Below are 22482 nucleotides of genomic sequence, written 5' to 3' on the forward strand. Positions count from 1 at the left end.
TGTGAAGACGAATATTTTATTCGCTAATGTGGAGATTTTACAGCAGACGCCGATTGGTAATCTGATCGTTGTTATGTCAGGCTCGGCCAGCGATCTGGAGGAGGCTCTGCATTATTTGCAGGTAGCTCAGGTAGACGTTGAAATTATCGATTCGGGGCTTCTTCAGAATAGTAAGGTAGGTGATCCGGTATGAGTGAGTTTTTTACGAAGTATTTCCCTAACGTCTGGAATTTAAGAGAGGATATACTGATAAGCACCTATGAGACGATTTATATGGTGGTCGTTACTTCGTTATTATCCGTGTTATTCGGGATATTGCTTGGCGTCACCCTCGTTGTAGTAGACAAGGGAGGGATTCTGGAGAACAGACTTGTCTACAGTGTCCTGGAGAAAATCATTAACCTGTTCAGATCCATTCCGTTCATCATCCTTATTGCGGTTGTCGTGCCGCTCACCCGTCTCATTACAGGCACATCGATCGGCATGAATGCCGCAATCGTACCCTTGGTCATAGGTATCGTTCCTTTCTATGCCCGGCAAATACAAAATGCGCTGGTTGAGGTTGATCCTGGAATCATTGAAGCAGCACAATCCATGGGCTCAGGACCGATCGAGATTATTTTCCGCGTTTATTTGAAAGAAGGCTTGACCGGGATTATCCGCGCTTCCTCAGTGACGATCATTAACCTGATCGGACTGACGACAATGGCGGGGGCGATTGGTTCGGGTGGCTTGGGCAGCCTAGCAATCAATAAGGGGTACAACCGATTCCAGTCAGATATTACACTCGTAGCTACAATTCTGATCTTGATTCTAGTGTTTGTATGCCAATTCATCGGGGATTATTTTACTAAGAAGTCGACGCATTAACATGTGTATTTACTAGGGTTTACACAGTATGCCGCCTTTAGGCGGGGTACTGAATGAAATATATAACACTATAAAAAAAGGACTGAAGAACAATGGCAAAAGTAGAAAGCTTCCAATTAGACCACACGATCGTAAAGGCACCTTATGTTAGAGCAGCAGGGGTTGAGCATGATGAAAAGGGCAGCACTGTGCAAAAATATGATTTGCGCTTCCTGCAGCCGAATAAAGACGCAATTCCGACCGCAGCGCTCCATACCCTTGAGCACCTGCTCGCTACTTATATGAGAGATGAGATTCAAGGAATTATCGATATTTCTCCAATGGGGTGCAGAACGGGCTATTATCTGATTCTCTGGAATGAGCATGATCCGGAAGAGATTGCTTCCGCATTGGAAAGAACGTTGAAACGTGTATTGGAGACGACGGTGGTTCCAGCTGTATCCGCACTGGAATGCGGCAATTACAAGGATCATTCTCCTTCTCCGCACAGGAGTACGCGAAGATTGTACTGGAAGCCGGAATTAGTAGAGATCCATTTGAGAGAGTTCTGTAAAACCTATGATTACGCTGGATTTATCATATCAGACGGCGGTTGTCACTGGCGGCAATTCGGGGATTGGACGAGGCATCGTGCAAATTCTGCTGCAAAGCGGGGCCAGAGTCATCTCTGCTGATCTTGCCTATGAAGAGGACTATAAGGGAGTAGACGGACAGTTATTCGAGTCCCGATTGGATTTGTCCAAATCGGAGGATATAGAGCGCTGGTCTAAGATTGTCTTAGAGCAGGCTGGTGTTCCGGATATTATCGTGAACTGTGCCGGCACTTCCACGATGGATTACGTAATTGACAGCAAGCTGGAGGATTGGGAGAAGGTATTTTCTATTAATTCTACAGGGCTGTATCTGGTATCCAAAATATTCGCAAAGGCCATGGTTGATGCTGAAAAGCCCGGCCGGATCATCCAGATCGCTTCGCAGGCTGGTAAGAATGGCTACCGGGCCATGGGTGGATATTGCGCGTCCAAGCATGCGGTTCTTGGCTTGACTAAGGTGATGGCCATTGAACTAGCGCGTCATAACATCCTCGTCAATGCAGTATGCCCGGGCATCGTCGAGACACCGATGAAACATCGGGAGCGCATCGAAGGCGGGATCGTCCGCGGCATGACCGCCGAAGAGATATATGCAGAGGACTGTTCCCAGGTTCCTCTAGGGAGAACCGCTGAGGTTCAGGATGTTGCTAACGTCGTACTGTTCTTGGCCAGTCCATTGTCTTCCTATATGACAGGGCAAGCCATCAACGTAACCGGTGGCATGACAATGCACTAGGATTAGAAGTTTATACGAGTTGAGCTATAGGTTGTGTGGATGAAGGCAGCCGGGTGAAATGTTCTTCCGATCGCTGTTGTTCGTGGATTTCTTTGATTTACCAAATTCAAATATGGTAGAAATCCACTCACAAAGGCGAACACTATGCTTCTCCAGAATCATTTCACCTAGGTTCAATATTCTAAAGTGTCACTTCTTTTTGAATATTGAACCCTCTTGCCTGCTACCAAATCTAATGTATAGCTCAACTCATATATAGAGGAGAGGAGAAAATTATATGAAAAAAAGAAAACTGTGGGGCGGATTAGCGGTAGGTTTGGCGTTGATGCTGGTGGTTGCGGGCTGCGGAAGCAAATCCTCGGGTGACAGCGAGAAAATCGTCGTAGGTTCGATGGGATCTGACGCTCAGATATGGAAGCATATCGCAGAGTCCCAGGCGGCTAAGGACGCCAAGCTGAATATTGTCGTCAAGGAGATCAATGGCGGTGTTGAGATGAATAACGCCACCAAAGAGGGCGAAGTAGATGTGAATGCTTTTCAATCCTGGGCTTATCTCGTCAGCTACAATAAAGACAGCAATGCCAATCTTGTAGCGGTATCGACTACTTATCTTGAGCCGATGGGTATCTATTCTCAGAAGGTTAAGGATATTAAAGAGGTTCCGGACGGAGCTCTCGTCGCTCTAGCGGACAATCCAGCCAACACAGCCAGAGGATTAAGTCTGCTGCAGGCTGCCGGACTGATCAAATTGAAGGATGATTTCAATCTTGGAACGGGTACGGAAAGCGATATCGTCGACAATCCTAAAAACCTGAAATTCAAGATGATTGACGATACCACAGGCCCGCGTGTCATTCAAGACGTAGATCTGGTACTGATTAGTAATACGGTCGCTCTGGAAGGCGGATTGAATGTACTGAAGGATTCCTTGTACCATGAGGAAATCTCCGTAGACACGAAAAATAGCATTAACGTGCTTGCGACTACCGCTGATAAGCAGAATGACCCTGGTATTTTAAAATTAGGCGAATTGTATCACAACGAGGATACGCAGAAATATATTGAGCAGGAGTTCGGCGGCACAAAGGTGCCTGTAGATAAGCCGATCTCATACCTGCAAGAATAGAGGGCCCTATGCGGATTGCTATCATTACAGCGATGGAGGAGGAGATGGCTCCTTTTCGCAGCCAGGCACTCATCACATCGAAGACACAAGTGGGTAAGGTTATCATAGAAGAAGCTACCTACCGGGGCCAAACTTTGATTCTCGTAGAGAGTGGCATTGGCAAGGTCAATGCAGCCGTCGCGACTACGTTGTTGATCGAACGGTATAAGCCTGACTTGATCCTCAATTCCGGTTCGGCAGGCGCATTTGGCGCAGGCTTGAACGTCGGTGATGTAGTTGTTGCTACGCAGTATATTTATGGTGATGTCGATGCTACTTGCTTTGGTTATGAACCCGGTCAAGTTCCGCAGATGCCGGCGAGGTACGATTTGGATGCCGCTTGGCTGGAACAGGCGAAGGAAGTGGCGGCAACATCAGAACTCCCGTATTCCCTTGATTTCGGATTAGTCTTGACGCTGGATTCATTCATGAGTGAGGCGGAGCGGGTGGAAGGGATCAAAGCAACCTTCCCTGCTGTCAAAGTATCAGATATGGAAGGACTGGGCATTGTGCAAGCCGCTGCTCAGTATGGAATCCCGGTATTAGCCGTGAAGGCGGTATCGGATATCGCCGGACATGGTAATGTGACGGCCAGCAGCTTCGATGATAATCTCGATGATGTCGCTACACATGCCGCGCATTTTACCGATCTGCTGGTTCAGCAGCTTCAATCGGTCTATGTCGGCAGCTGAGTAAGATAGAGAGCAGCGATTATCGCTGCTCTTTTTATTTTGTAAAATTAATAGATACTGGTACTTTGGAATTGTGTTCACAAAATACATAGTACAATTTTCATAAAAAATTCTGCAGCCACAGTCGATATATTAAAAAGAAGCACCTGTTTTTTCAGGGAATTTACTACAATATGGAGGTCGTGATGAAAAGATTTGGGATGTTGTTAGTGGTTTTATGTTTAGCTTTATCAGTAAACGTAACTTCGAGTTATGCTGATAACTCGGTAAATGCCAAGGTGAGCGACAGTGTCGTTATCATTGATGGTGAACAGGTATGGAGTACGGGGTTCAAAATTCAGAACAACAATTATTTCCGGCTGCGCGATTTGGCGAGTTCCTTGTCGGGGACGGACAGTCAATTCAACATATCTTTGGATAATCGTCTGAATGCAATTGAACTATTGCTAGGTGCTACTTATGTGCCTGACGATGCGCCTAGAGCTCCTTATTACAGTCCGAATAAGACCTATAAAGCGATGCCGGTGGCATCCAAGATTATGATTAACGGGGAAATACACGCTATCCAAGCGTACAATATTGGAGGAAGCAATTATTTTCAATTAAGAGATTTGGCTGGTCTATTAAAATTGGATGTCTCCTTCAATCCGCAAAAGAATCAGATTATTGTTGAGCCACAGCTTCCTGAACATGCCTACCAGACCGATGGCGTAGATGCCGGGAAAACAATGCTGTCGTTTCTTATTTCTCAAGATGGAGTAGTCCAATTAGCTCTCACTTGATCCATAATAGTGATGGAACCTTCAGCAGTATTACTGTAGATGAGAATAATGTACATATCGAGTCGTATGACCGTAATTATAAAGTAACGGCTAGCCAGAAGCTTCCGCTTGAGCTGGAGTACTATGGCGCGTTCTATAGCGGTAAGCAATATAACTATATCGCCTATGGTCAGGACAACAAGGAAGAGAACGACAATAAAGAAGTGATTCGGGTCGTGCGCTATGACAAGAGCTTCAATCGAATCGACAGTGCCTCAGTCACGGGCGGACAGAGTTACACGATTCAGCCGTTCCGTTCTGGATCTGGGAAGATGGATGAGAATGGGGATGAACTGGTATTTCATACGTCTCGTCTGAGATATACGACCCCGGATGGACTGAACCATCAATCTCAGTTAACCCTTATCATCAATACATCAACGATGCGCGTAACCAATGATACGGGTCGGTTCCAGAAGAACCACGTCAGTCATTCCTTTGATCAATATGTCAAGTATGATGGCAAGGATCATGTGTTGGTGGACCATGGAGATGCCTACCCTCGTTCCATCGTACTTCATAAGGGAAATGGGACACAGTATAGCGAGGTGGACTTGGTACCGATCCCAGGAAGTATCGGAGCGAATGCAACAGGAGTTTCTGTAGGGGGTTTGGAGATATCTTCGACACATTATCTGACAGCATATAATACGGTCGATCATTCCAAGGTCAAGAAGTATACCTCTTACGAGTTGGAGGGGCTTGAACAGGATGTCCGTGATATTATGATCGCAACCGTGCCAAGGACGAATCTGAGTACGGGAGCAGTTAAAAATATTACATTAGCGCAATATACTACTGGCTCTGATAAAATTGGATCTGTTCCAAAACTCGTAAAAATCGATAATGATCATTTTATCGTATTATGGCAAGAGTTTGACCAACAGCGCACGCCGTTTGGAGTTAAATATGTACAAGTCGACGGAAGTGGGAATGTGGTCGGTGAAGTGCAATCTTTTCCAAAATTTCTTCTGTCCGAATGTGAACCTATTGTCACTGACAATCAGTTGATTTGGTTCACAGATAAGAAGGGAAAGCGTGTCTTCTATACGATTCCTTTAAGCTAGATCAGATATCTTAGACAATCAAAGCAAGCTATTATACAGCGTGTACCGGTATGAGCCGGTGCACGCTTTTTTTTCAGATATATATCTACGTCTGCAATATTACCTTGACAGTCATAGTACTATTATATATATTGTATCCAGGGGGTGGCTTACTTGAGCGGAAAAATTTCATCCGACTTGCTAAGGGGTCATACCGATACGATTGTCCTTGGGATTCTGATGGATGGGGATAGTTATGGGTATGAGATCTACAAGAGGATTATAGAGATGAGCGAAGGCCTGTACGAATTGAAGGAGGCTACGCTCTATTCGAGCTTCAGAAGGCTGGAGCAGGACGGAAATATTCTTCCTATTGGGGGACGAGACCCAGGGTGGAAGAAGGAAATACTATAGCATTACCGACACGGGCAAAAATATATATCGACAAAATAAAGAGGACTGGGAATTCACTAAAGAAATCATTGATAAATTAATTAAGGGGAGGATCGATGGAAATGAAAGATAGAATAAAGAAACATGTAGACCACTTATTCGCTGATATTTATGAGACGAAACAACTAAGTGAATTGAAGGAAGAGATTCGTGGAAATTTACTGGAGAAAATAAATGATTTAATCGCTAAAGGCGACAATGCAAATGCAGCCTTTGAAAAGGCGGTTTCCGACCTGGGGGATATGAGCGAGCTGGTAGATAGCCTGAAAAAAGCCTCCGAGACGAAATTCAATGAAGCTATGTTCAAACAGGTTCCATTAGATAAGAAGCATGTCATCGGATATACGATTGCTTCTGTGTGTACATTGTTAGGCTTAATGCTTGGCGGAATTGCATATTTACAATATGAAGATCTATATAGAACATTATTGTTTGCTGTTCCTTTTATTTTGGTGGCCGCTCCGATCTTTATCTATTTCGGTCTCACACAGGAGACCGTACATGATTATGGCATGAACAAGAGACGTGCCTTATCTTACAGTATCGCATCTGAAATTATTCTGCTAGGTGCTGCCTTTTCGGGAATGCTGTATTTTCAGGATAGAACACTACCGTTTATTTTAATAACCTTTATGCCCTTTGTCATCGTGGCTGCCATTATGTTTGTCTATCTAGGACTTACAGAGAAGAGCAGAACAAAGATGGATTCCGAATGGGCGAAGCAATGGATCAGTTATTATAGCGACCCGCAATCCTACGCTGTTAGTGGAAGTATTTCCGGTGCATTATGGATATTTTGTATCGGCGCCTTCTTCTTAGTCGGATTCATGTGGAGCTGGAAGTACTCCTGGATCACATTTGTTGTCGCCGTAGGCTGCCAACTGTTAATCGAGGCTTACTTCGCTGCAAGGAGAAAGAAGCAATCTGTATAATCCATCTCAATGATGAACCCGGCCTATCGCTGTTAACTGCGATCATATCAGTTACCTCGAGCAACCTTGGATTAATATAAAAAAATGATCGGCAGCTTGGTAGCTATCGTAACGAGACTGCCGCTGCCGATCATTTTTGTTGGCGGGGGACTTTTACCATTGTCTATTGGTCCGAAGTGGCTCCTGGTTTACCGCAAAGCGGTATCGTAAGTTACCATTCGTTACAAGTCGGAATCTGGCTGTGAATCCTCATCTTTTCGGCTTTCCTCCAGCGCCAGCTTCAAGAGGTGATCAGGAATCTTGAACTTCTCGTTATCAATCAGCAGTTCATTAAGGAAATTCGACTCTGAATGGTGGGACAGCTTGATTTCGTTGACTTCATGTTGAAGCTGCTCCATCTTCAGATCAAGTTCATAGGCGGTATCGGCGGCTAGTTTCAAGTCTTTTAACAGCTCACCCGGTACCGTCTCATTGCATTTATAGAAGATTTTATGCTCCAGGCTGGCCCAGAAATCCATGGCGATTGTGCGGATCTGAATCTCAACACAGACTGGCTCAACGCGGTCGGACATAAATACAGGGACCTCTACTAGCAGATGCAAGCTCTTATAGCCGTTCGGTTTCGGATTTTTAATATAATCTTTGACGGAGATTGTTGTCAGGTCCTGTTGGCTCTGCAGCATTTCACTGATCCGGTAAATGTCCGATATGAAAGAACAGGTAATGCGAATACCGGCAATATCTTTAATGGTGTGCTTAATGTCGTCTAGCGAGTTTATTCCACCCTTGCGGTACAGCTTCTTCATAATGCTCTCTGGAGTTTTCAATCTGGACTTGGTGTGTTCGATCGGATTATAGTCATGCAATAGCTGAAATTCTTCCTGCAGAATATCAATCTTCGTCTCCACTTCCTGTAGAGCAAATTTATACATCATTAGAAATCGAGTTATCTTCTTTTGCATCGTCTTCATTTGTTCTAATGGATTATCTATCATATCTGTCTTCCTTTTCATATATAATGATAGCTTGCTATATATATTATAACGTAGTCCCAAACCTGATTTCCAGAAACCCGGAATATCAGGGCTGAACGGAAGGAAATAATGGATAGTTGTGGAATATAAATAAGAAATATTTAACGATAAGAAAGAAGGTAGAATTGTACGATGAAATTTAGCGAATATCCTTATGAACGCCCGGACGTCAAAGATTTCGAATTGAAGTTCAAGGAACTTTTGAATTCCTTCAATTCCGCGGATAGCTACGAAGAGCAGGATCTCGCCATGTCCGCGATTAACAAGCTTCGCACCGAGTATGATTCGATACATACTATCGCTAGTATCCGTCATTCGATCAATACGAATGATGAATTCTATAAGGCGGAAAATGATTATTATGACGAGGTTGACCCTATCGTTCTAGAATTTATCAACGACTATTATCGAGCACTAGTGGGATCGAAATTTAGAGCTGAACTGGAGAAGAAGTGGGGTAAGCAGCTATTTCAACTGGCTGAGCTGTCGCTTAAGACATTTAGCCCCGAGATTATTGAGGATTTACAGCTGGAGAATAAGCTTCAGACGGAGTATACTCAGTTGATTGCTTCTGCAAAGATTTTGTTCGAGGGTGAGGAACGTACACTATCGCAATTGGTTCCTTTCATGCAGTCCACGGATCGTGACCTGCGGAAGAGAGCTGAGGAAGCACGCTCTGGCTTCATGGCCGAGAATGAGGAGAAGCTAGATCGAATCTATGATGATATGGTGAAGGTACGGACGAAAATAGCGAAGAAGCTAGGCTATAACAATTTTGTTGAGCTTGCTTATGCTAGAATGAACCGGACCGATTATAATGCCGAGATGGTCGCTAATTTCCGTGCTCAAGTCCTAGAATATATTGTTCCTGTTACGACGAAGCTGAAGGAACGCCAGCGTAATCGCATCGGCGTGGAGCAACTGCTCTACTATGATGAGAATATCAGCTTCAAGTCGGGGAATGCAACGCCGAAAGGCGATCCCGATTGGATTGTGAACCATGGGAAGACAATGTACGCCGAGCTGTCGCCGGAGACTGATGAGTTCTTCTCCTTCATGCAGAATAATGAACTGATGGATCTCGTCAGTAAAAAAGGCAAACAAAGTGGTGGCTATTGCACCTATATTGGCGATTACGGAGCACCATATATTTTCTCCAATTTCAATGGTACTTCTGGCGATATTGATGTTCTAACCCATGAAGCAGGTCATGCGTTCCAAGTATACGAGAGCAGACAATTCTTGGTGCCGGAGTACAGCTTCCCAACGTATGAGGCTTGTGAAATTCATTCCATGAGTATGGAATTTTTCACTTGGCCGTGGATGGACCGCTTCTTCGAAGAAGAAGCGGATAAATATCGCTTTGACCATTTGGCAAGCGGCCTGATCTTTATTCCATACGGCGTTACGGTCGATGAATTCCAGCACTTCGTCTATGAGAATCCAGATGCTACTCCAGCTGAACGTAAGCAGGCATGGCGTGATATTGAGCGTAAATATTTGCCGCATCGTAATTATGAGGATAACGAATATTTGGAACGCGGCGGCTTCTGGCAGAAGCAAGGGCATATTTTCTCGACGCCGTTCTATTATATCGACTATACGCTTGCGCAAATTTGCGCATTTCAGTTCTGGAAGAAGATGCACGAGGACCGTGGGGCAGCTTGGTCGGATTATTTGCGCCTATGTCGTCAAGGCGGTAGCCTGTCCTTTACCGAATTGGTGAAGGTGGCCGGTCTGATCTCCCCATTCGAGGATGGTTGCGTTACTTCGGTCATCGGCAGCATCGAGAACTGGCTCGATCAAGTGGATGATATGGCACTGTAGGTTCACAATTCCAACTATTAAAACAGCGCGTAGCGATGTCGGTACGCGCTGTTTGTATTTTCAGCATAAACGCTGTTCAATCTTCACTTTGTTTATCTTCTTTGTTGTTTATGTTGCAGTCTGAGCAGCAATGTTGAGCTTTCAACTATTCTCATAACGCAGCTATGAAGCAGAATCATCAATTCGGGAGAGACGTTCCATGACGAGCTGGACAGCAATCGCATCATCAACGTAGCCGATCGGGAATAAATAATCAGGAATGATATCAACGGCAGAGATGAAATACAATAGTCCGCTACCAAGTACCGCCTGCTCCTCAGCAGATATATCTTCATGACAATACTGCTCGAACATCCGATTTAGCTTCTCGATGAAGGGTCCGGCACCGTTCACCTGCTCTACCTTGGAATGAAAGTCATCGTGAATCATTTGTTTGCCTTCGGTAGTCCGGGCATATTGCTCGTACTTCTCTAATTCCTGCTGAACGCGTTCTTTTGTATACTGCGGGTCGAAGTTTGATGAGGAGGCAAGAATGTCTTGAATCGTATTAATGGAGTGATGAAGCTCGGTGAGCTGTTCCCTTTCGAACTCACTGCCATCCAGCATGGCTGCTTCGACGAGCATTCCTAGCGGTACATGCAGATGTTCCGCAAATAGCTTTAGGTGGTTTGGCTTGGCAGGTTGCTTTCCATTTACGATACGGGATATTGTCGCTGTATCGATCCCCGTCAATATACTCAGCTTCCGCATGGATAATGAGTTCTTCTGCAGCAGTGATTTGAGTATGACGCCAAAATTTGATTCCACTCGCGAATCCTCCTCCTCTCTGAGCATCATCCTTCTACTTAGATCAATATATGAAGAAAGTACGGCCTTGTTCATATTCTTGTTTCTTGAATTTGTATATTGTTGCTGATTTCTCAACATATCTTCGATTGGCCGTTTGTATTTATTTATATGGCTGAGTTTCAACAATAGCACTAAATGCAGGCATCAGAAGGTTTGTATCTCTTGTCACAAAACAATCCCTTATCTCGTGTTATGTACATAACGAAGAATAGGGAGTAGTGATGAATATGAAGGAGACAAGATGTATTGTCGTTGGCGGGGATACGCAGGAATTAACGCTGTAAAGGCCATAGAAAAAGCTTTTGGCAGTCGGGAGGGGCTCCCTACACTGCGGATCATTCTGATGGATAAGCATCCTTATCATCTGCGGAAGGTGCTGCTCTTCAAGCCGGCGGCGGTGGAGAATGAGGAGATTACGGTTCCGCTAGCGAGACTGCTGCCGCAAGATGTGGATTTTATTCAGGCCACGGTGACAGGAATCGATTCCGAGGTTAAAAGAGTTCATTATGTGAATAATCAGGGCAATGAGCAAGTGATGGAATTCGACGTTCTCGTACTGGCTGCAGGAAGTGTCATACGTCAGCCTGATTCAGAACAAGGGGGAATCGCCTTGACAGGTCTGGCTGCTGCGCAGAGCATTCGTGAGACATGGAGGGCTAATCTAAGAAAGGCCACAATGATGGAGGATCAGGCAGAACGTGAACGACTCATGACTATTACCGTAGCCGGTGCGGGAATAAGCGGTATTGAAACCTCCGCAGAACTGGCTTATGCGGTTCGTGAGGATGTGAATGCACTGGGCTTGGAGCCGAATGCGGTAGTTGTGAAGCTTATTAATGCAAATAACAGGTTGTTCCCGGACGGTCCCGTCAAAGTAGGAACCAAGCTGGAGCGAATGCTTGAAGCGGGTGGAGTTACGGTGCTGCATAACCGTAAAGTGTTGCAGGAGAAGGACGGGTGCTGACACTGTCGGATGGCAGTATAATCCCTTCTGGCTTATGTGTGTGGACGTTAGGGCTTTTGCCGAATCCCATGCTGAGCAGCTTGGGCGTACCACTTACTGCTGATGGGTACATTGCCGTAGATGCCAGCTACCGTGTGCAGAGGGCCCCGGGCATATACGCTATAGGTGATTGTGCGGAGATTATTGATCCGGCCAGCGGACTTGCAGACGGTAAGACATGCAAGGAAGCGACAGCCCAAGCGTCCCGACTGGCTCAAGTTATAGCAGCGGACCTGATGGGGCGCCCGGCTCCTACACATAAGAGATTCATGGATTTTTTCTGCTTTGGTCTTGGGCCGCAGCGTGGAATTGCATGGACACGGGCATGGGGAATCGATATGATCTTTACAGGCAAGCTGGGTTGGCGTCTCAGGGAGTTTACCTGGAAGTCGGCAAGTTTGTTGAAATAAGGTAGTAGTACGGCTTGTTACAGACGATTAATATACAGTGTTCTTTTAACTAGTTTGGGTACTTGGAGGGAAGAAGTTAGATGCAGATAAAGGAGCTTTATACCGAATATAAGGGACTGCTGTTTACGCTTGCCTACCAGTTGACCGGGTCAGCTTCCGATGCGGAAGATGCGGTGCAAGACGTATTTTTGAAGGTACATGACATAGATCTACAGCGTCTCGCTGAACCGAAGGCCTATTTATGCAAAATGGTGACGAATCGCTGTCTCGATGTGCTTAAATCGGCGCGAAAACGGCGGGAACAATACTTTGGTCCTTGGCTACCTGAACCGATTCCAACTTCGGGGGATGAGCTGTTCGAATCGGTGGTGCGCGGAGAGCTGCTGTCCTATGCGATGCTCGTATTACTTGAGCGACTTTCACCTGTGGAGAAAACGGTGTTCGTGCTCCGCGAAGCGTTAGGATTCGAATATGCCGATATTGCGGAGGTAATCGGTAAGAGTGAAGCGAACTGTCGCAAGCTGATCAGCCGTGCGCGAAGCAAGCTGGGGATCAGGGACAGGCAGGACGTTCGCCATGAAGCTATTAAGGAAGAGTGGATTGGTCGGTTCCTGGTGGCCCTGCAAAAAGGAGATATGGACGCTGTGATCTCCATGCTGGCCGAAGATGCTGTCGTTATCTCGGATGGTGGAGGCAAGGCGTTGGCAGCTGTGAATCCCATTCGTTCACGTGAACTGGTTGCGCGTTTCCTGATTGGACTTATTCGTAAATTTGAACCATCCACGGAAGCAGATGGAGCAACATACGCAGAGAGAAGAGAGGGAGCGGAAGGAACGAAAGACGCAGGAAAACTAGAGAAGGCAGTGAAATTGGAGGAAGCACTACAGCTTGAATTACGGGAGATCAATGGCCAGACCGGGCTTGTAGCCCGGTCTGGCGGCAGCAACATCATCGATACCGCAGCGCTTATTCATATTGAAGGGAACTCAATCAGCAGCATATACTTCATCAGAAATCCAGAGAAGCTGCAATATTTGCGGAGATAGTACTATTCGTAACAACTATGGATGTGGCAGTCCAAGACATTTGTATGCAGGAAATTTTGACCAGTTAGTGATTTCTTTATGTAAAGGCACAACTCTCAATATGGAGCATGTCATGGGTTTTGAAGACGGCGGTATAAAATATTTTTAATCAATCTGGGAATCGCCCTCCGTATGCTGTCAGGACTAAGATGGAATTAGCTTGATCGGGAGGGAGTGATCGGTATGAAACGCCGGGCTAATTTTTCTATTGTATATGTTAAGGTGTTCATCTATTATTATTAAGCTGAAAAAAGCCATGGACGGCAAGCGGTCTATGGCTTTTTATGTGTGAGTGTCGTATCTCGATTGTCTTGACTGGATGGAGGAGTAATTATTAAGCTATCTTGAACACGGGGCTGCATTGGCCGAGACTCGGTTGCTGCGGGATTATTTTGCTGATGTTCCTGTGACTAAGGCAAACTTTGGATTGGTCCATTATGACTTCGAATATGATAATGTGTTCTATGATTCTAATTCTGCGGTATGTTATGCGATTGAATTGCCGGTCATTATCTTTATTTTTGCTTTATAGTTTATCATTGAAGGATATATGAACCCAGAGATGAAATTATTATAATGGAGTTTATAGAAAACCGAACTCTTTATGAACTGCATTTATAGTAAATGAAAGGGATGGATTGAATAGAATGGCTACAATTAAGGATGTGGCGAAATTAGCGGGGGTTGCATTGTCAACCGCTTCTTATGCGTTAAGTGGGGATCATAGAGTTAGCGCTAAGACCCGGGAGAAAGTACTTGAAGCCGCAAGGCAGCTGAATTATCACAAAAATGGTTTTGCCATGGATTTAAAGCGTAGCCGCACGAATACAATAGCTCTAATTCTGGCGGACTTGTCGGGGCCTTTCTACTCGGAACTGATTCGGAGTGTTCAGGAGGTAGCCTTGTCTAATGGTTATGATCTGATCGCTTGCAGTTCAATGGGAGAAAGAGACTCAACGGCAGTTCGTTTTTTACGTGAGAAAAGGGTTGATGGAGCCGTCGTGCTGGCTTATAACATGACTGATGAAATATTGCATGCTTCGGCTGGAGCTAACTTCCCCATTATTGCCATGGACCGGGTGATTTCAGGTGAAGGCTTGGTTAGTATTATTGTGGATGGAGAGTCGGGAGGCTATGAGGCTACCCGTTACTTAATTGATAAGGGGCATCGCAAGGTTGCTTATATTAGTGGCCCGTCGAATTCTTTCGCGAATTCACTTCGGTACCAGGGTTTCCTGCGAGCAATGAAGGAAGCCGGGCTGGAGGAGCAGGCCAAGTGGCGGCTTAGCGGGGGATTTATTCGGGATGGTGGATATAAGGCAACGAAGATGATGCTGATGCAGGGGAACTACCAACAGCTGTATTCTATGGAAATGATGAAATGGCGATTGGCGGACTCAAGGCTTTCGAAGAAGGCGGAATAAGGGTACCGGAAGATATATCTATTATCGGATTTGACGATATCGAATTGACCGAATTCATTCATCCACCGCTTACAACAATACGTCAGCCGATGTATGAGTCCGGTTCACTAGCTGGACATTTGCTGTTTCAAATGCTGAACGGTGAGAGAGTGAATGAGTCCTATAAACTGAATGTTCAAATCATCGAGCGTCAATCTGTCTCTGAACCAGCGAAGAGCTAGTATTCCTTGTGAAAAGAGAATAGTTGGATTGGATTTTCGTTGCCGAAATGCCGATAAGCCTAGGGTTGTGAGGTGGCCGCTGCTCATTGAGAGCGTACCTTTGAATCGCGGCTGGCCTAAGTGACATTTCGGCCGTAGCAGGCCGAATGATACTTATTTACGGTGAATTGAACTTTTTACTCGAAACGTTTCGATTTTAATGGTACTTTATTAATATAGAATATGATTTTATAAAGATTTCGTTGAATCAAAACGATTCGTGAATGAGTGGAGGAATTTATCCGTGACAAGTCAACGTATTAGCCAATTAGTGAAGGAGATGACGCTTAAGGAGAAGGCGGCCCAGCTATTACAGCTAGCTGCTCCTTTCTATGAAGCTGGGGATGGACAGATTACCGGGCCGATGGAGTCGCTCGGCATTAGCGAGACAGAAGTTAATGATGCAGGATCGGTGTTGGGGATCGCTGAAGCAGAGAAGATTATTCAGATCCAGCAAGCTTATTTAGCCAAGAGCCGACTCGGGATTCCGCTGTTGTTTATGGCAGATATTATCCATGGGTTCAAGACGATCTTTCCGATTCCACTGGCGATGGGATGCTCCTGGGATTTGGAACTGGCGGAGAGAAGCGCCGAGGTAGCTGCCAAGGAGGCAGCGGTGTCAGGTCTACATGTGACGTTCGCCCCGATGGCAGATCTCGTCCGTGATCCACGATGGGGTAGGGTGATGGAGTCGACGGGCGAGGACCCTTATTTGAATGCTCTCTTCGCTAGAGCGATGGTTCGCGGGTTCCAAGGAGAGGATTTGACTCATGATACCGATCATGTCGCTGCTTGTGTGAAGCATTTCGCCGCTTACGGTCTGGCCGAGGGCGGCCGGGATTATAATACCGTTGATCTATCAGAACGAAGCTTGCGCGAATATTATTTGCCTGGCCTACAAGGCTGCGCTGGAGGAAGGCTGTGAGATGGTGATGACCTCGTTCAACACGATCGATAGCATTCCGGCGAGCGGCAACCGTAAATTAATGCGTGACTTGCTGCGCGGTGAGTGGGGCTTTGATGGTGTGCTTATATCGGACTGGGCAGCGATCGGGGAGCTGATTCCCCATGGTGTAGCGGAAGATGAGCGCGAAGCGGCGCTCAAGGCAATTACCGCAGGGGTCGATATTGAAATGATGACGGCGGCCTATGTGCACCATATTCCGCAATTGGTGGCAGAGGGACTCGTCGATGAAGCGCTGGTGGATGAAGCGGTAACCCGGATTCTGGAGCTGAAGGAGAAGCTAGGCCTGTTCGACAACCCGTTGCGCGGCGCCGATCCTAAGGCAGAGCGGGAAGTTGTGTATTGCAATGAGCACCGCCGGATCGCACAGGAGTTGGCTGCGAAGTCCAGTGTTCTGCTCAAGAACGAAGGCGTGCTTCCTCTCCAGCGTGAGCAGAAGGTGGCTGTCATTGGGCCATTTGCTCAGAGTGGAGATATCCTCGGCTCTTGGTCTTGGGCCGGATCGAAGGAGACTGCGGTACAATTGGGTGTTGCCATGGAGAAGCTGGCCGGAGCGGATCAGATCATCCTCGCGGAGGGCAGCGATATCATGACTATAAGCGAGCAGCAGTTGCAACATGCTGAGGCCACAGCGCAAGAGGCCGATGTGATTGTTCTCGCCCTGGGAGAAGCCGCAGCAATGAGCGGTGAAGCGAGCAGCCGCAGCAATATCCAGCTTCCTGAAGCTCAGCTTAAGTTGATTCAAGCGATGAAGCGTCTTGGTAAGCCGTTGGCTGTCGTGTTGTTTAACGGCAGACCGCTTGACTTGCATGGGTCATTGATCAAGTCGATGCTGTGCTCGAAGCTTGGTTCCCGGGGAGTGAAGGGGGCGCAGCCATCGCCGATCTATTGTATGGTGTGGTCAATCCTTCCGGGAAGCTGACGATGTCATTCCCTTATGCGGTAGGACAAATTCCGGTTTACTATAATCACTTTAATACCGGGCGTCCGAAGCCAGCGGAGGATACGGATGAGCAGTATGTCTCCAAATATTTAGATATCCCTAATGCGCCGCTGCTGCCTTTTGGCTATGGATTAAGCTATACGACATTTACCTATAGCTCGCTTGAATTATCCTCTGAGGTGATGACAGTTGCGAAATCCATCAAAGTGACTGTACAAGTCTGCAATACCGGTGAAGTTAAAGGGATTGAGACTGTTCAACTCTATGTCCGTGATATTTCCGGTGAAGTGGTACGTCCAATGAGAGAGCTCAAGGACTTTCGCAGAATTGAACTGGCACCGGGAGAAGCAGCGCAGGTCGTGTTCGAGCTTGGCGAGGAACAGCTTCGCTACTATCATAGTGATCTGTCATTCAGCAGCGATACGGGAAGGTTCGAAATATTCGTCGGGCCGAATAGCTGTGATACGCTGCAGGGCGGATTTCGACTTGATAAATAGAGAGGATTGGCATGGATAGATTTTGAACTTACAGCCGCTCTGCAGTTTTCCTGCATGCAGCGGCTGTAATTCATTTCACGGTATGTAAGCCCTTTATTTAATATACTCAAGGAAGAGAAGGAAGGGATTGGAACGGTAAGGAGGGAAGGGGAATGAATGAGCAACAGAAGTACCGGATTATTATGCAGGGAATACGCAGCGGCAATGTGGCGGAAACCTGTAAGGAATTTGGTATTTCACGGACGTTATACTACCGCTGGTACAATGCTTACATCCGGCAGGGAGTAGCCGGTTTGAGCGAGAAGCCGCGCCAGCCAGTGATGCCGAATCAGGTTGATCGTAGAACGGAGCGAATGATCCTGCAATATGTGGTGCGCTGCCCGGAGGATGGACCGAGACGAATTTTGTATGAACTGCAGGATGAAGGCATTCGTACGGGAGAATCAGGAATATATAATGTGCTCCGCAGACATGGGTTAAGCCGAAGGGAAGAACGGGAGAAATTTGCTGAAGAGATAAGGAGCCGGAAGGGAAGCCGTGGTCACCGATCCAATTCCGCACAAAGCGCGGATAAAAGGCAGGCTCGTTCCGTCCAGACCAAGGGAGTTAAGCACCCTCAGCTGGATTACCGGATGGATGATCCTGATCATGCTTATCCCGGATATATTTGCTTGCAGACTATTCAATATTTGGGGAAGTTCCCGGAGGTGGGAGAGTATATCAATATATTATTCTTGATTCATATTCCAGACTGGCTCTCGTTAAGCTCTACAATCAGAAGTCGTCGATTCACTTGATCGATTTCATGCGCTTCAAGATCATGCCACTGCTTCGAACCTTTCATCTGAAGATAGATCATATTGTAACGAATAAGAGTCAGGAATTCTCAACCGCCTGGGAGCGGGGGAATCATAAGTATACGGACTATTTACATAAGCAAAACATTAATTCCATAGTTTACAGCGCCGACCATCCTGAAGTGTTCCAGCCCTTACATGAATTTACGAGTGTATTGATGAACCGGTTCTACCAGCCTGTCTGGCATGAGGGGGACAGATTCCTTCGAAGCGCTTGAACAACGTCTTGATCAGTATATGAAATACTATAATTTCATGCGTCCTCTGGAGGAGGGGAGCAACAGCGGGAAAATTCCCTCCGATATCGTGCTAGATTCCAGGGGGATCCAAGAGCCGCTGCCATTATGGTTGTATACGAGGAGATGAGTATCTTGGTCGGTAGAGAAGAGCATATAGGGATTGTCGGGCGGGAATTTCCGGGCTGTCGTTAGCTCATGAGTTAGAACTCAAGGGTTATCCCTCCGTGACCGTTATGGAACAGGCTGACCGGGTCGGAGGCAAATGCTGCTCGATTGAATATAAAGGGCGGACCTATGAGATGGGCGCCTTGATTGGCCTGCCATCATACAAGTTGACGATGGAGTATATGGAGAGATTTGATCTGCTGGAGAAGGGGCCTTTGTTGGACAGAGGCTTTTTCCACCCGCAAGGGAGCAGAATCTCGCAGATTCCGCTAGAGCAGATGCCTGACTTCGCTCGTGAATTCAAGCGCCTGCCATCGCTGATGAGACGCTATGAATCTGTAAGGGAGCCTGGGTTCAGGCAGGTGCCGCCGGAACTGTGCAAACCATTTTCCACCTGGTGTGACGAGAATGAGCTGACTGTGCTGAGACAGGTATTCATGCATTATTTCTGCGCCTTTGGCTTTGGCAACATAGATGATGTACCAACGGTATATGTCATGAAGCTGCTTAATTACGATAATCTGATGTCATTTATTGAGATTACGCATATGATCTCCTGGCCGAGCGGTGTTACTGAGCTACCGCGAAGAATGGCAGACCGGGTCTCTGATCTGAGATTAACCTGTGAGGTACAGCGAATCTACCAGGAAAATACGGGCGGAGTCAGAGTGGAGACGAATCAGGGACCGTTATATTTTGATAAAGTGATCTATACCGCGCCGCTACAGGGCTTTGCACAAAAGGTCGAGCTTATTCGGGATGAAGAGGAGCTGTTCAAGAGTATCATTGATGAGAAGTTTCGTGTCTATGCCTACAGAGTCGAAAATATGCCTAAGCTCTCGGGATACATACCCGACAATATGGGGATTGCGTCCAGAGGAAACATGATGGCGTGGTATTACAGATGGGCGGATCTGGCGCAGACAGATCTGATCACGGTCTATGTAGCTGAGAATGATCACATGAGCGATGCAGAAATACGAGAGAATATTGAATCCACACTTGCCTCGCTTGGCGGAGAGAATATCCGGCTATATATGATGAAGCGGTGGAATCACTTTCCGCATGTGGATACAGCAGCACTAGAGAGTGGGTTCTATGAGCGGCTTGAAAATCTGCAAGGGAAGAATGGTATTTATTTTGCTGGTGAAATTATGAACTTTCCGACGCTTGAGAATTGTATCCGTTATGCTAAAGCACTAGTGAACCGTTATTTTTGAACTAGTCGGTAATTGTCGAATTATGCGAAATTTTACTTTAAAGTTGTGTTTACAGATATATCATGAATTTTCCGCGCCGTATATGGATTTTAGATTGAGAAAGACACGATAAGCATAGTGTAAACCTATCTCTAAAGAAATGTCTGCGAAGCCTGTAAGGGCGGGCCTTCTCGGGATTTGATAGCTTGGTCATGAATCGATATATTCAAAGCAAGAAGCGATTACATCGATCAAAGAGGAGGCTAATTCAATGTTCCTATTCGAGGCAATGCCTTGGTATTCTATCGTGATGTGGTTTGTTGTGCTTGCAGGCTTAATGCTGGTGAATGAACTGGCGCGAATGAGTAAATGGGTGTCTCTGGCTCTCTTTCTGGTACTGCCAATCGTACTGACGATTGCGGTATGGCCGAATACGGCGGGGAAGGCTCTAGCGTAGGTACTTGGTTTCACTGGGTCAAGGTCTATTCTGCACTAGCTGGTTGTCTGGGCTTCATGGCACTGAGATTCATTAAGGGAATGGATAAGAATAAATACATGCTAATGTTCCCAGCGATTATTCTAGCCATTAATATTCTTGAAGCCGTCATTCGTGATTTTCAGGTATATAGCCTGAATGGTATGGTGGATGGTGTTATGATGATTGGCGGTCCTTGGAATATCATGAATGGCATCGCAGGCCTGCTGAACATTATTACGATCTCCGGATGGATGGGAATTGTGGTCAGCAAAGGCCGCTCCCGCGACATGGTCTGGCCGGATCAGCTTTGGTTCTGGATTATCGCCTATGATATCTGGAATTTCGCTTATGTGTACAATTGCGTATCTGACCACTCTTACTATGCTGGTGCTGCTCTGCTTATCTCTTGTACGATTCCAGCATTCTTTATCAAGAAAGGAGCATGGCTGCAGCATCGTGCGCAGACACTGGCGATATGGATGATGTTCACGATGTCCTTCCCGGCATTCGTAGGTGAATCCAAGTTCGCGGTACAGTCTTCGCATAGCGAGACGGCATTATGGGTAGTCAGTAGCTTGTCCCTGGCAGCAAATATCGCAGTATTCGTCTATCATGTCTATAAAATTACGAAGCATAAGCGCAACCCGCTCAAGGTGGAAGTATATAGCGATTTGAAGGCGTACAAGGCTGTTGCTGAGCAGAACTAATAATTACCTATTTAATCGGATGAAAAGAAAGAAGCTGCACTCATATGGTGCAGCTTCTTTCTATAAAGTTGACACTTTGACCAAACTAACTATAGCCCCAGCGCTTTTCCTTTCTCTAGACGCTGGATCTGTTGCTCGCCAGTCTCAGCCAACTCTCTGAATTGGTTGATCGTGTCGCGCATTTTTGGAAGTGCATCCTGCTTGTATTTGCTGATGGAGTCGAAGGCCTCGAGTACATCCGTGAAGGCTTGCTTGAGCGTGTCGGCGGAAATCGTAGATTCCATCGCCTGCTTCTGGATTGCCGCACCTTGATCCTTCAACATCTTGGAGGTGCTGCTGATCAGATTGTTTGTAGTCTCATTGAGCAATTCGATCTTCTTGAGCACGATCTTCTGGTTATAGAGGGCGCTTGCTACAATAACAGAAATTCTCAACGCCGATACAGTAACATTTCTCGCTCTGTCTACCCCTCTTATCAGTTCCTTGTTATTCCTGATTACGACCTCGATCGCCATAATTCCTTGCTGGTTAACGACCAACATCTGTTGCAGATCCATCACGCGCTGACGTAGAGGGAACAAGACCTCTTCCGTAATGAAACGGATTTTATCCTCGGATTCCATACGTAATTTCGCTGCTTCGAGCTGGGTTTCGATCTCCTGGTCCATGAATGAGCCAAGTTGAATTTCCTTTTGCAGTTTCTTGGTGAGATCCCTTAGCGTCTGTTGTTCGAATTCGAGTGTCGTATTGTCATTTTTCAAAATGGTCTTACCCTTTTCCAAGGAGACAATAATATCGGAGATGACGGAGTCGGCTCTCTGAAATTTGGTAAAATAAGCCCGCAGCGGGTTAAAGAACATACCCAAGATGCCACTCTTGGCAAAATCGATCGCACTCGGGTCCAAATCCTTAAGCTGAAGCTGCAACTCGGTTAAGCCCTTCGCTACTTGGCCACCGTCATCGCCGGTCTTTGACAGATTGCCTACGGATACGTGCAGCAGGGAGTTCTTCTCTGAAGATGATCGCATTGTACCCATGCCAAAGCTATCGATCGATTGTAGAATCTCCTTCCTCTTCTCAATCGAATCTAAATCGAGATCGAGAATTGCCGAGACGTTATTCGTTGCCAACACTTTAAGCTCAGTTACTTCTTCAGGCTCCGGCTTTACCTGTTCTTCGATTGCGGTTTTTATTTCCTCCGGGCTAATTACTTCCATGGAAAATGCCATTTCA

General features: G+C 46.3%; 20 protein-coding genes and 5 pseudogenes. 22 read left to right on the top strand and 3 right to left on the bottom strand.

Annotation, left to right across the window (positions count from 1 at the left end; all coding sequences use genetic code 11):
• Nucleotide 1: 1 nt before the first annotated feature.
• The 11 genes and pseudogenes from RE628_RS04985 (at nucleotide 2) to RE628_RS05035 (ending at nucleotide 7518) form a co-directional block, all read left to right on the top strand.
• A complete protein-coding gene (locus RE628_RS04985) occupies nucleotides 2–193 on the top strand; it encodes an NIL domain-containing protein (protein ID WP_309157689.1) in 192 nt (63 codons plus the stop codon).
• The gene (locus tag RE628_RS04990; RefSeq protein ID WP_309157690.1) at nucleotides 190–870 is read left to right on the top strand and encodes a methionine ABC transporter permease; all 681 of its coding nucleotides are present in this window, start codon (nucleotides 190–192) and stop codon (nucleotides 868–870) included. The genes RE628_RS04985 and RE628_RS04990 overlap by 4 nt, the downstream gene beginning before the upstream one ends.
• Before the next feature lie 92 nt (nucleotides 871–962).
• Nucleotides 963–1423, top strand: a pseudogene (locus RE628_RS04995) (S-ribosylhomocysteine lyase).
• Between the two features lie 5 nt (nucleotides 1424–1428).
• Nucleotides 1429–2199 (top strand): SDR family NAD(P)-dependent oxidoreductase, encoded by a 771-nt coding sequence (locus RE628_RS05000; RefSeq protein ID WP_309157693.1) that lies wholly within the window; start codon nucleotides 1429–1431, stop codon nucleotides 2197–2199.
• A gap of 277 nt (nucleotides 2200–2476) precedes the next feature.
• The gene (locus RE628_RS05005; RefSeq protein ID WP_309157695.1) at nucleotides 2477–3325 is read left to right on the top strand and encodes a MetQ/NlpA family ABC transporter substrate-binding protein; all 849 of its coding nucleotides are present in this window, start codon (nucleotides 2477–2479) and stop codon (nucleotides 3323–3325) included.
• 8 nt (nucleotides 3326–3333) lie between these two features.
• Nucleotides 3334–4056, top strand: coding sequence for a 5'-methylthioadenosine/adenosylhomocysteine nucleosidase (locus RE628_RS05010; RefSeq protein WP_309157697.1), 723 nt, complete (start codon nucleotides 3334–3336; stop codon nucleotides 4054–4056).
• Between the two features lie 200 nt (nucleotides 4057–4256).
• Nucleotides 4257–4838: a hypothetical protein gene (locus RE628_RS05015; protein ID WP_309157699.1), complete on the top strand. Its 582-nt coding sequence runs from the start codon at nucleotides 4257–4259 to the stop codon at nucleotides 4836–4838.
• Nucleotides 4835–5944, top strand: a complete 1110-nt coding sequence (locus RE628_RS05020) for a hypothetical protein (RefSeq protein WP_309157702.1) — start codon at nucleotides 4835–4837, stop codon at nucleotides 5942–5944. The genes RE628_RS05015 and RE628_RS05020 overlap by 4 nt, the downstream gene beginning before the upstream one ends.
• Before the next feature lie 153 nt (nucleotides 5945–6097).
• A pseudogene (locus RE628_RS05025) lies at nucleotides 6098–6449 on the top strand (PadR family transcriptional regulator).
• Complete coding sequence (locus RE628_RS05030; RefSeq protein WP_309157704.1) at nucleotides 6439–7308, top strand: permease prefix domain 1-containing protein; 870 nt, start codon at nucleotides 6439–6441, stop codon at nucleotides 7306–7308. Before RE628_RS05025 ends, RE628_RS05030 begins: the two are co-directional and overlap by 11 nt.
• An 84-nt stretch (nucleotides 7309–7392) precedes the next feature.
• Nucleotides 7393–7518, top strand: a complete 126-nt coding sequence (locus tag RE628_RS05035; RefSeq protein ID WP_309157706.1) for a hypothetical protein — start codon at nucleotides 7393–7395, stop codon at nucleotides 7516–7518.
• Nucleotides 7519–7529: 11 nt separating this feature from the next.
• On the opposite strand, the gene RE628_RS05040 is transcribed toward RE628_RS05035, so the two are convergent.
• On the bottom strand, nucleotides 7530–8303 hold the full coding sequence (locus RE628_RS05040; protein WP_309157707.1) for a GTP pyrophosphokinase: 774 nt from the start codon (nucleotides 8301–8303) through the stop codon (nucleotides 7530–7532).
• A gap of 171 nt (nucleotides 8304–8474) precedes the next feature.
• Between RE628_RS05040 and RE628_RS05045 the strand changes: the two genes are divergently transcribed.
• Complete coding sequence (locus RE628_RS05045) at nucleotides 8475–10169, top strand: M3 family oligoendopeptidase (RefSeq protein ID WP_309157709.1); 1695 nt, start codon at nucleotides 8475–8477, stop codon at nucleotides 10167–10169.
• Nucleotides 10170–10331: 162 nt separating this feature from the next.
• Here RE628_RS05045 and RE628_RS05050 read toward each other — a convergent pair whose 3' ends face one another.
• Nucleotides 10332–11003: a DUF1232 domain-containing protein gene (locus RE628_RS05050; protein WP_309159368.1), complete on the bottom strand. Its 672-nt coding sequence runs from the start codon at nucleotides 11001–11003 to the stop codon at nucleotides 10332–10334.
• Between the two features lie 256 nt (nucleotides 11004–11259).
• Between RE628_RS05050 and RE628_RS05055 the strand changes: the two genes are divergently transcribed.
• From RE628_RS05055 to RE628_RS05100, 10 genes and pseudogenes are all read left to right on the top strand, one after another.
• Nucleotides 11260–11982 (top strand): NAD(P)/FAD-dependent oxidoreductase, encoded by a 723-nt coding sequence (locus RE628_RS05055; protein WP_309157711.1) that lies wholly within the window; start codon nucleotides 11260–11262, stop codon nucleotides 11980–11982.
• On the top strand, nucleotides 11976–12431 hold the full coding sequence (locus RE628_RS05060; protein WP_309157713.1) for an FAD-dependent oxidoreductase: 456 nt from the start codon (nucleotides 11976–11978) through the stop codon (nucleotides 12429–12431). Before RE628_RS05055 ends, RE628_RS05060 begins: the two co-directional genes overlap by 7 nt.
• A gap of 86 nt (nucleotides 12432–12517) precedes the next feature.
• Complete coding sequence (locus RE628_RS05065; RefSeq protein WP_309159369.1) at nucleotides 12518–13477, top strand: sigma-70 family RNA polymerase sigma factor; 960 nt, start codon at nucleotides 12518–12520, stop codon at nucleotides 13475–13477.
• Nucleotides 13478–13877: 400 nt separating this feature from the next.
• Nucleotides 13878–14048, top strand: coding sequence for a hypothetical protein (locus RE628_RS05070; protein ID WP_309157715.1), 171 nt, complete (start codon nucleotides 13878–13880; stop codon nucleotides 14046–14048).
• 115 nt (nucleotides 14049–14163) lie between these two features.
• A pseudogene (locus RE628_RS05075) lies at nucleotides 14164–15161 on the top strand (LacI family DNA-binding transcriptional regulator).
• Between the two features lie 319 nt (nucleotides 15162–15480).
• Nucleotides 15481–17604 (top strand): annotated as a pseudogene (gene bglX, locus RE628_RS05080) (beta-glucosidase BglX).
• A gap of 152 nt (nucleotides 17605–17756) precedes the next feature.
• Entirely contained in the window at nucleotides 17757–18401 is a 645-nt protein-coding gene (locus RE628_RS05085) for a helix-turn-helix domain-containing protein (protein WP_309157716.1), read from the top strand.
• An 8-nt stretch (nucleotides 18402–18409) separates the two neighbouring features.
• Nucleotides 18410–18679 carry a hypothetical protein gene (locus RE628_RS05090; protein WP_309157717.1) on the top strand — a complete coding sequence of 90 codons (270 nt, stop codon included), beginning with the start codon at nucleotides 18410–18412 and terminating at the stop codon, nucleotides 18677–18679.
• Between the two features lie 194 nt (nucleotides 18680–18873).
• Nucleotides 18874–20085 carry an FAD-dependent oxidoreductase gene (locus RE628_RS05095; protein WP_309159370.1) on the top strand — a complete coding sequence of 404 codons (1212 nt, stop codon included), beginning with the start codon at nucleotides 18874–18876 and terminating at the stop codon, nucleotides 20083–20085.
• Between the two features lie 316 nt (nucleotides 20086–20401).
• Nucleotides 20402–21249: pseudogene (locus RE628_RS05100) on the top strand (DUF5692 family protein).
• Between the two features lie 89 nt (nucleotides 21250–21338).
• Here the strand turns inward: RE628_RS05100 and RE628_RS05105 are convergent.
• The gene (locus tag RE628_RS05105) at nucleotides 21339–22478 is read right to left on the bottom strand and encodes a toxic anion resistance protein (protein WP_309157718.1); all 1140 of its coding nucleotides are present in this window, start codon (nucleotides 22476–22478) and stop codon (nucleotides 21339–21341) included.
• Nucleotides 22479–22482: the final 4 nt, after the last annotated feature.

Origin of the sequence: Paenibacillus sp. D2_2, from assembly GCF_031199965.1 — a bacterium.
GTDB lineage: Bacteria > Bacillota > Bacilli > Paenibacillales > Paenibacillaceae > Fontibacillus.

What these genes read in the sequence shown, in the direction of transcription:
- RE628_RS05005 (WP_309157695.1), top strand. Translation starts at nt 2,477, where the DNA reads ATGAAAAAAAGAAAACTGTGGGGCGGATTAGCGGTAGGTTTGGCGTTG.
- RE628_RS05035 (WP_309157706.1), top strand. Translation starts at nt 7,393, where the DNA reads ATGATCGGCAGCTTGGTAGCTATCGTAACGAGACTGCCGCTGCCGATC.
- RE628_RS05010 (WP_309157697.1), top strand. Translation starts at nt 3,334, where the DNA reads ATGCGGATTGCTATCATTACAGCGATGGAGGAGGAGATGGCTCCTTTT.
- RE628_RS05105 (WP_309157718.1), bottom strand. Translation starts at nt 22,478, where the DNA reads ATGGCATTTTCCATGGAAGTAATTAGCCCGGAGGAAATAAAAACCGCA.
- RE628_RS05045 (WP_309157709.1), top strand. Translation starts at nt 8,475, where the DNA reads ATGAAATTTAGCGAATATCCTTATGAACGCCCGGACGTCAAAGATTTC.
- RE628_RS05055 (WP_309157711.1), top strand. Translation starts at nt 11,260, where the DNA reads ATGTATTGTCGTTGGCGGGGATACGCAGGAATTAACGCTGTAAAGGCC.
- RE628_RS05015 (WP_309157699.1), top strand. Translation starts at nt 4,257, where the DNA reads ATGTTGTTAGTGGTTTTATGTTTAGCTTTATCAGTAAACGTAACTTCG.
- RE628_RS05030 (WP_309157704.1), top strand. Translation starts at nt 6,439, where the DNA reads ATGAAAGATAGAATAAAGAAACATGTAGACCACTTATTCGCTGATATT.
- RE628_RS05040 (WP_309157707.1), bottom strand. Translation starts at nt 8,303, where the DNA reads ATGATAGATAATCCATTAGAACAAATGAAGACGATGCAAAAGAAGATA.
- RE628_RS04990 (WP_309157690.1), top strand. Translation starts at nt 190, where the DNA reads ATGAGTGAGTTTTTTACGAAGTATTTCCCTAACGTCTGGAATTTAAGA.
- RE628_RS05050 (WP_309159368.1), bottom strand. Translation starts at nt 11,003, where the DNA reads ATGCTCAGAGAGGAGGAGGATTCGCGAGTGGAATCAAATTTTGGCGTC.
- RE628_RS05000 (WP_309157693.1), top strand. Translation starts at nt 1,429, where the DNA reads ATGATTACGCTGGATTTATCATATCAGACGGCGGTTGTCACTGGCGGC.
- RE628_RS05085 (WP_309157716.1), top strand. Translation starts at nt 17,757, where the DNA reads ATGAATGAGCAACAGAAGTACCGGATTATTATGCAGGGAATACGCAGC.
- RE628_RS05090 (WP_309157717.1), top strand. Translation starts at nt 18,410, where the DNA reads ATGCGCTTCAAGATCATGCCACTGCTTCGAACCTTTCATCTGAAGATA.